Genomic DNA, 7,680 nt, shown 5'->3' with positions numbered 1-7,680 from the left:
CCTCGGGCTCGACGCCCAGGATGTCGCGCACGCCCTTGACGTACTCGTCGCTGTTCTCGGCGTCCCGGGAGGCACTGGTGGCGACGAAGCGGACCAGTGTTCTCGTCTCGGCGGCCGACTACCGCACGACCCTCGGTTCCAAGGGCAACGGCGTCAAGGCGGGCACCGTGAACCGGCTGCCCCACCCGGTGGCCGGCGTGGCCGGGGTCACCAGCACCACCGAATCCGCCGGGGGCGTCGACGGCTACACCGACACCAGCGGCGGAACCCTCCAGGCCGGGGTGCACCTGCGCTGCATCCCCTTCGTCACCCCGGACCGGCGCGGCTGGTTCCCCTTCCACATGCTGACTCCCTCCCAGGACTCCTACGACACCCTCCGCCGCGCCCTGCACGCCCGCCAGCCCCCGGGAGTTCCGGTGTGGCTGAGCCCCCCGGGCTACCGCGGCGTCCAGGTCCTGGCCCGGGTGGTGCCGACCGACTACCTCACCGACCGCGACCGCGCCCTGCTCGGCGAGGCCGCGGAACGCGCGCTCTACCGGTGGTTCGACCCCGTCCGCGGCGGCCCGCAGGGAGCCGGATGGCCGCTGGGCCGCCACGCGTACGCCGGGGAGGTGCACCACGTCCTGGAGGACGTCCCCGGCGTGGGCCGGGCCGACATCGTGCGGCTCTTCGAGGTCCGCCCGCCGACCAGCGCCAACGCGGCGGAGGTGGACGTCGTCGACTGCGGCCCCGAGGAGACCGTCTACTCGACCGGCCACCACGTCACCGTCGCCGAAACCCCCTGACCCTCCCTTCGGCCCGCCGGCAATGAATCAGAAAGGCCGCGATCCACCGATGCAACCACCTTCCGACCCGGACCGGACCGACGGGACCGACGTGCACGCCGTTCCCGGGAAGCTCCTCGCCGTGGACTGGGCCTCCGACACCCTGATCGTGGCGGCCCCGGACCCGCAGACGGGCCTCCCCACCGTCGCCACGGCGAAGACCGGTACCAACCCCCGGGCGGTCGCCGTGGGCGCCGGGAGCGCCGTCGCCCACACCGCCAACCACGCCGCGCCCACGGCGGCTCTGTCCTGTGTCCCGCTCGACAAACCCTCCGACGCCAAGTCCTACGGGGCCGCCCGAGGCGCCTGCGCGGTGCTGGCGGACCTCCACGACGACCACGTGTGCCTGGCGTCCTCGGGAGACCGCCTCGTCCAGGTGTTCCACGCCCGGGACACCGCGCCCACCGGCCACGTCATGGTGCCCGGCCGGCCGTTCGCCCTGGCGGCCGGCCGCAGCGGTGCCACCCGCGTCGGGGTGGCGCTCACCGAACCCGACAGCGCGGGCAGGCCGCTCGTCGTGATCGACCTCACCGACCCCGCGCAGCCCGCCCTGCTCCCCCTGCAGGACACCGTGCCCGGGACGGTGCGGGACCTGACGGCCTCGCCGGACGGGAAGTTCCTCTACGCCGTGAGCCGGCTCGACGACGGCTCCGGGAGCCTGACCGTCGTGGACCCGGCGGGTACCCCGCGCGTCATCCGAACGGTCCCGATGGAGGCCGACCCCGTGTCGGTTGCCGTCAGCCGGAACGGCCGTACGCTGGGCGTCGTCTGCCAGGGGTCCGCCTGCCTCTGGGCGGCCGCGCTGGACACGGGCACCGGGCTGCCCGGCGCACCTGTCGTCCTGCCCGTGGTGCTGAGGCCCTCAGCCTTGGCCCTGTCCTCGGACGGTGGTCTCGCCTGCGTCACCAGCCGCACCACCGGGCGGGTCAGCACCCTCCTCCTCGACCTCGCCGACCCCACCCGTCCGGCCGGCGGCAACCGGCGCGACCTCGCCGGCGGCGCGACACCGAGCCACGTCGCCTTCGCCACCGACGGCGCCCACGCCTACCTGACCGACCAGGGGAACCTGCTCACCCTGCGCACCGGGCCGGCCCAGGACGGCACCATCGACACCGGCAAGGACTCGCGGCCGGTGGCCGCCGCCGTCACACCGGACCACACGTGGCTCTGCACCGCCGACTCGGCGTCCAACCACGTCACGGTCACCGAGCTGGCCAAGGAAGGCCCCGCGAAACCCCTCACCCTCGTACCGGCCACGCTCCGACCCTGGGGGATCGCCACCGGCGCCGTCCCCGGCGGCGAACCGTTCGCCTGCGTGACGAGCCCCGACACCGGCACCTTCGCCACCCTCGTCCCGGAAACGGGCCACCGGCTCGGCGACACGGACCACGTCACCACCCATGTGATCGCCCTGCCCCAGGGGACCGAGCCCCGCGGGGTCGCCGTCACCCCGGACGGCCGGCACGCCCTGGTCGCGGACTCCCGCACCGGCCCGACGGCGAAGGACCTGCTGGTCATCGACCTCGCCAGCGGCTCCACCACCATTCCCAAGCCCGTCACCGGCTGCACCAGGCCGGTCGGTGTCGCGGTCGCCGACGACGGCAACACCCTGTACGTCTCCGACTGCCCCGAGGGGATGGGGTGGGGCGACGACTGGGGCCGCATCAGCGTGCTGCGCCGATCGGGCGAGGCCTGGACCCTGGACGAGGGCGCGTCCATCACCAAGGACAGCACCCACCTGCAGGGCCCGCACGAGGTCGCCGTCCACCGCAGCGGCAAGGTGACCACGCTGTACGCCACCAACTACTCCGAGGCCGGGGGCACTCATCCGGCCGCCGACCGCACCGTCTCGGTCTTCACCCGGAGCGACGGCGACACCTGGACGCACCACTACCTCAAGGGCAAGGACGCCAAGAAGCGGGCGGTGAGCCAGCCGCACGGGATCGCGGTGTCGCCGGACGGGCAGCGGCTGTACGTGTCGAGCAGTAAGACGGGCACGGTGGCCCAGTTCAGCCTGGACGGCGAGTCGTCGGTCCTGGAGTGCTGGTTGGAGACGTCGAAACAGGAGGACAACTGGGCATCGCTGGCCCTCTCCGCGGACGGCACCTACCTCTACGCCACCTCGCAGGGCACCGACCAGGTGTACGGCATCGCCGTACCGCAGGCGGCGGACGCCCAGATGACAGCCCTGGACAACCTGGAGAAGGTGACAGCACCGCGAGCAGTGGCGGCCTCCGGCAACGGCACCCTGCACATCGCCACCCGCCCGTCCGGCGGGACCCCGCAACTGTTCACCGTCACCCTCGACCCCGACAACCGGCTGAAAGCACTTCACGCCGTCCCGGACGAGGAGCCGCTCGCCGAAGGCGGGTGCAACGGCGTGGCCGCCCTTTCCGCGGACGGACCCGTCTTCCTGACGGACGACACACCGGGCACGGTGGAGGTCCGCGGTACCCAGGTGAGGCAGCTGCCGCTGGGGGACGCCGAATCCCGGCTGTGGGACGTCACCTGTACTCCGGACGGGCGGTACGCGTGCGTCACCGACCGGAACGCGAGCAAGCCCGCCGTGCACACGGTGCGACTCGCCGACCCGTGGCCGGTGACGGCCGTGACGGTTCCGGCCGACCCGATGGGTGTCACCTGCTCCCCGGACGGCCTGCACGCCTACGTCGCCTGCCACCAGAGTAAAAGCATCAGCGTGCTGCGCCGCCCCCCGGTGCTGCTCGACGTCCCGCCTGTGCCCCTCACTCCGCCGGAGGCTCCCAAGGCCGCCGCGGCCCACCCGGACGGCGAGCACCTCTACCGGGTGTGCGGCGACGACGTCATCCCGGTCCGGCTGTCCGGCACCGACGACGGACAGAAGCTGTCCGTTCCCGGCGCGTGCGCCCTGGCGACCCGCGCCGGCGGGAAGTTCGGGTACGTCCTCAGTGCCGGAGCCCAACCGACGGTGCGGGCCCTGGACCTCTCCACCCCGAACGCACCGAAACCCACCGGAGCGCCGCTGGACCTGGGCACGGGAGCGACACCGACGGCGTTCGCCCTGAACCCGTCGCCGCCCCACCGGGCCTACGCGGCCGGCAGCACGGCCGGTGGAACCGGCGTCCTGTGGGTCCTGGACCTCACCGCGGCCGACAGACCGGCACTGCTCACCACCGTTCCCGTCGGTGTTCCGGTCACCGCCCTGGCCCTGCTCCCGGGCAGCCCCGGGCACCTGTACCTGCTGGCCCCGGCCGGTGCGTCGGGCAGCGCTCTGCATGTGTGGGAACTCCCCGCCGACGATCCGTCGACAGTGGTCGAACGTTCCCGGGCCCGGCTCGACCTGGGGGGCCGTCCGCGCTCGATGGCCCTGCACCCCGGCGGTGGTCACGCCTACGTCAGCACCGAGGACCACCGGGTGCACCTGGTCGACCTGACCGATCCCGGCGCTCCGGCCCCGGTCGGCAGCATCGACGTCACGGAAGCCGGCGTGCTGGCCGCGAGGCCGGACGGGAACGGAGCATGGCTCGTCCGGAGCGCCGAGGTCACCGGAGTGGGACTCGGCGCGCCGGCGGCGGCCGGTGCCCCCTGGACCGGGCTGACCGCACCGCAGAACCTCGCCGTGACCGCGGACGGCAGCCGGGTCCTGGTGACCGGCGAGAACAGCGGGGTCCTGCACATCGTCGACGCCGCCACCGGCCGGTTCCGCCGGTCCGTGTCGAGCGGCGCCGGCCTCGCCGGTGTCGCCGCGCACCCCGACCCCGCGAAGGAACGGGCCTACGTCGCCGACACCGGGAACGGCCGGCTGGTGATCGTCGACACCGCCGCCCCGAGGCGGACCGGCAGCCAACCGGTCGGCCTCGACGTCCGGCAGGTCATCTGCGAGTGACCGAACGGTCAGTCGACGGTGATGTCCTCGTAGGTGATCGTCACCTGCTCGGTGGCGGGCCCCGACTCGGCGGCACCCAGCGTCGGCCCGGTCCACCGTGACGCCCACGCGTTCGCCAGGTGGATGCGTCTGACCGTGTTCCGCTTCGCATCCATCAGCGAGACGGTGACGTTCTGCCGGGCACTGTCGAGATCGGCGTTGACCAGCGTCGCCTTGATCCAGTCCGTGAACGCCTTGCTCTTGTCCATGCCCCTGGTCACGGTGATCTCCCCGCTGCGCCGGGCGCCGGGTTGCTTGCGCACCACCAGCTGCCCCGTCGCGGAGACCTGGCGCACCTCCACCACGTCCTGCTCCAGGGTCAGCCCGGACACGTCCTGGACCGTCTCCACCTGGAACTTGCCGAGCTCGATGGCGAAGGCGTTGGCACTGAACGAGTCACCTGTCAGCATCGTGATCCACTCCTCTCCTCGGTTTGCGGGTCAGCTGGTCTGGGCCGGCTGGCCGGTGATCTGCGTGATGGTGAAGTGGACGAACTCCGCCGGCCGTACAGGAGCGACGCCGACCGCGCAGATCACCTTGCCCGCGTCGATCGTGTCGGGCGTGTTGTTGGTGTCGTCGCAGGTGACGTAGAAGGCCTCCGCCGGGGTGCGGCCGAGCAGGGCGCCCTGCCGCCACTGGTCGGTGAGGAAGCTGGTGACGGCATGTCGGAGGCTGGCCCACAACCGCTGGTCATTGGGTTCGAACACGGCCCAGGTGGACGACTGCTTGATGGACTCGGCGAGGAAGCAGACCAGGCGCCGTACGTTCAGGTAGCGCCAGTCGCGGGTCCTGGAGCGGGTACGCGCCCCCCACACCAGCAGCCCCTGCCCGGGCAGGACCCGCATGCAGTTCAGCCCCAGCTCGTTGAGCTCGCCGTGCTGCGCGTCGCTCAGCAGAGTGGGGAGTTCCAGCACGCCCCGGAGGTTCTGGTTGGCCGGAGCCTTGAACACCCCGCGCTCCGCGTCGGTCCGTGCCCAGACTCCGGCGATGTGCCCGCACGGCGGAACGGTCGAGCGCTCGCCGTTCAGGTCGAGGACGGTCAGCCAGGGGTAGTAGACGGCGGTGAACTCGGCGTCGGTCGTGTCCTGCGACGGGAGGAGACCGAGGAAGGTCTTCACCTGTTCGCTGTTCAGGTCGCGGGGCGGCTCCACCACGGCGACCCGGTTGCGCATGTCGGAGCAGTGGGCCACCACCAGGCCGACCAGCTCCGCGAACTTGTCGTGTGCGCCTTGGGCGCCGATCCACAGATCCGGGGCGGCGACCATCGAGACGTCGTGCAGGGTACGCAGCCCGGCCAGCCCGGTTCTCTTCAGATCATCGCCATTGAGCGCAGCCTTGAAGTCACCCTCGCGGCTGAGGGGGACGATGTAGCAGGCTGTTCCGCCGTTGGCGAAGAATCCGTACACCGCGTCCGGCAGGAACGACGGTCGGGCCTGCATGATCGCCCAGTATTCCTCCTGGATCTCGTCCTCGTGCTTCTTGGCCGCCACGAACGCCTTGACCGCGTCGTCCCAGCACAGATAGGCCTCAAGGGACTTGGTGAGCTTCGTGATGGAGTCGGAGACCACCTTCTTGTCCACCTCGGTGAGCTTGTCACCGTTCTTCTGCTTGTTCTGGACGGCGAGGAGCTTGTCGAATTCGGGTTCGGTGAGCTCCTTCGGCACGGCCAGACTCTTGAATTTCTCCTGGGCGTCCTGCCGCGACTGGTCGAGCTTCTCGCGGTATTCCGTGCTCTTCTTGAGCTCTTTCTCCAGGGCGTCCAGCGTCACCCCCGGTTGGTGGTGGAACAGGTCAATGAATTCGGTCCAGCTCCGTACCAGCCGTGGTGTCGCGGGATCATCCGGGGTCTTCACGGTGAAGCCGAGGAACGCCGGGGTGGAGGTTCCCACGCCGGTGATCGTGTGAATGCCGCTGGAGAGTTCGTCGATGTAGACACCAGGGGCCAGGGGATTCGGGGACATGGGCGTCACACCCTTGTGGCTCGGGCCGTCCGGCAGCGGGCGGCCGATCGGTCAGGTCACCCGAACCGGCGGAACGAGGGTTCCGTCGCGCGCAGGTCGTTGTGTGCGGCGCGGTCACGCACATGCGCCCAGCGAACCATTCGTGCACCATCGGAATGTCGCGACATGAGGACAGGTCGCCCGGAGGCACCACAGCCGGGACACGGGTGGGCGGGTCGGTGGCCGTAGCCGTCGCCGGGCGTCGCCTCGTCCCGCCCTCCCGATGGGGCAACGGATCAGCAGGAGGTCGTATGAACGCCGACAGCACGTCGCCGAACCACAGCGTCGTCGAGGCATGGGTGGCAGAGGTGGAGCCGGACGGCGGAAGCCGGGTCAGGCTCCGGTTCCCGGCGTCCGGCCGTGCGGAGCCCGGCGGTTGGTGCCAGGTCCTGGGAACGGCCGCGGAGCCGTTCCTCGCCCTGGGGGACCGGGTGCTGGCCGCGTTCGTCCAGGGTGACCCGGACCGCGCGGTGGTGCTGGGCCGCCTGCCCGGCGGGGAGAACGGGACGGACGCGGAAGCAGGCGAAGTCGGCCGACGGGTGATCCGCTCCGGGCACGGCCATGAAGTGGTGCTGGACGACTCCTCGTCCTCGGCGGCCGTCACGATCAGGTCGGCCGCCGGGCACGTGGTGGACCTGGACGAGGAAGGGTCCACCCTCCGGATCGCGCTGGCCCCGGGCGGTGCCGTCACTCTGGCGGGGAAGGGGGACTACGAGGTCACGTCATCGACGAAGATCTTCCTGAAGGCGCCGGAGGTGACGGTGGACTCGCCCGCCATCAACCTCGGCGGCGACGCCACCGCCCAGCCGCTGCTCCTGGGCCAGGCGATGTTCGCCGCGTTCAACGCGCACACCCACGCGACCGCCGGCCCCGGAACGCCGTCGCCGCCGGTGCCGCTGCTCACCCCCGCTGTCTTCGCCAAGAAGGCCCGCACCGCCTAGACGGGAGGTGG

Annotated in this window: 4 protein-coding genes and 1 pseudogene; 2 read left to right on the top strand and 3 right to left on the bottom strand. The window is 71.6% G+C overall.

The features are described 5' to 3' along the window. Positions 1-94, bottom strand: a pseudogene (locus ACIQOV_RS17745) (exopolyphosphatase); the annotation flags it as partial. A gap of 740 nt (positions 95-834) precedes the next feature. Here ACIQOV_RS17745 and ACIQOV_RS17740 point away from each other — a divergent pair. Beyond that, positions 835-4,689 carry a beta-propeller fold lactonase family protein gene (locus ACIQOV_RS17740; RefSeq protein WP_401049465.1) on the top strand — a complete coding sequence of 1,285 codons (3,855 nt, stop codon included), beginning with the start codon at positions 835-837 and terminating at the stop codon, positions 4,687-4,689. 8 nt (positions 4,690-4,697) lie between these two features. On the opposite strand, the gene ACIQOV_RS17735 is transcribed toward ACIQOV_RS17740, so the two are convergent. Next, positions 4,698-5,138, bottom strand: coding sequence for a phage tail protein (locus ACIQOV_RS17735; RefSeq protein ID WP_401049464.1), 441 nt, complete (start codon positions 5,136-5,138; stop codon positions 4,698-4,700). A gap of 30 nt (positions 5,139-5,168) precedes the next feature. Beyond that, on the bottom strand, positions 5,169-6,689 hold the full coding sequence (locus tag ACIQOV_RS17730) for a phage tail sheath C-terminal domain-containing protein (RefSeq protein WP_401049463.1): 1,521 nt from the start codon (positions 6,687-6,689) through the stop codon (positions 5,169-5,171). Between the two features lie 290 nt (positions 6,690-6,979). On the opposite strand from ACIQOV_RS17730, the gene ACIQOV_RS17725 reads away from it, so the two are divergent. Further along, the gene (locus ACIQOV_RS17725; protein ID WP_401049461.1) at positions 6,980-7,669 is read left to right on the top strand and encodes a phage baseplate assembly protein V; all 690 of its coding nucleotides are present in this window, start codon (positions 6,980-6,982) and stop codon (positions 7,667-7,669) included. Positions 7,670-7,680: the final 11 nt, after the last annotated feature.

The sequence above is a fragment of the Kitasatospora sp. NPDC091257 genome, from assembly GCF_044757675.1.
Classification (GTDB): domain Bacteria; phylum Actinomycetota; class Actinomycetes; order Streptomycetales; family Streptomycetaceae; genus Kitasatospora; species Kitasatospora lactacystinica.
The sequence above is the reverse complement of the archived record's forward strand: the minus strand, read 5'-3'. Positions and strand labels throughout refer to the sequence as shown.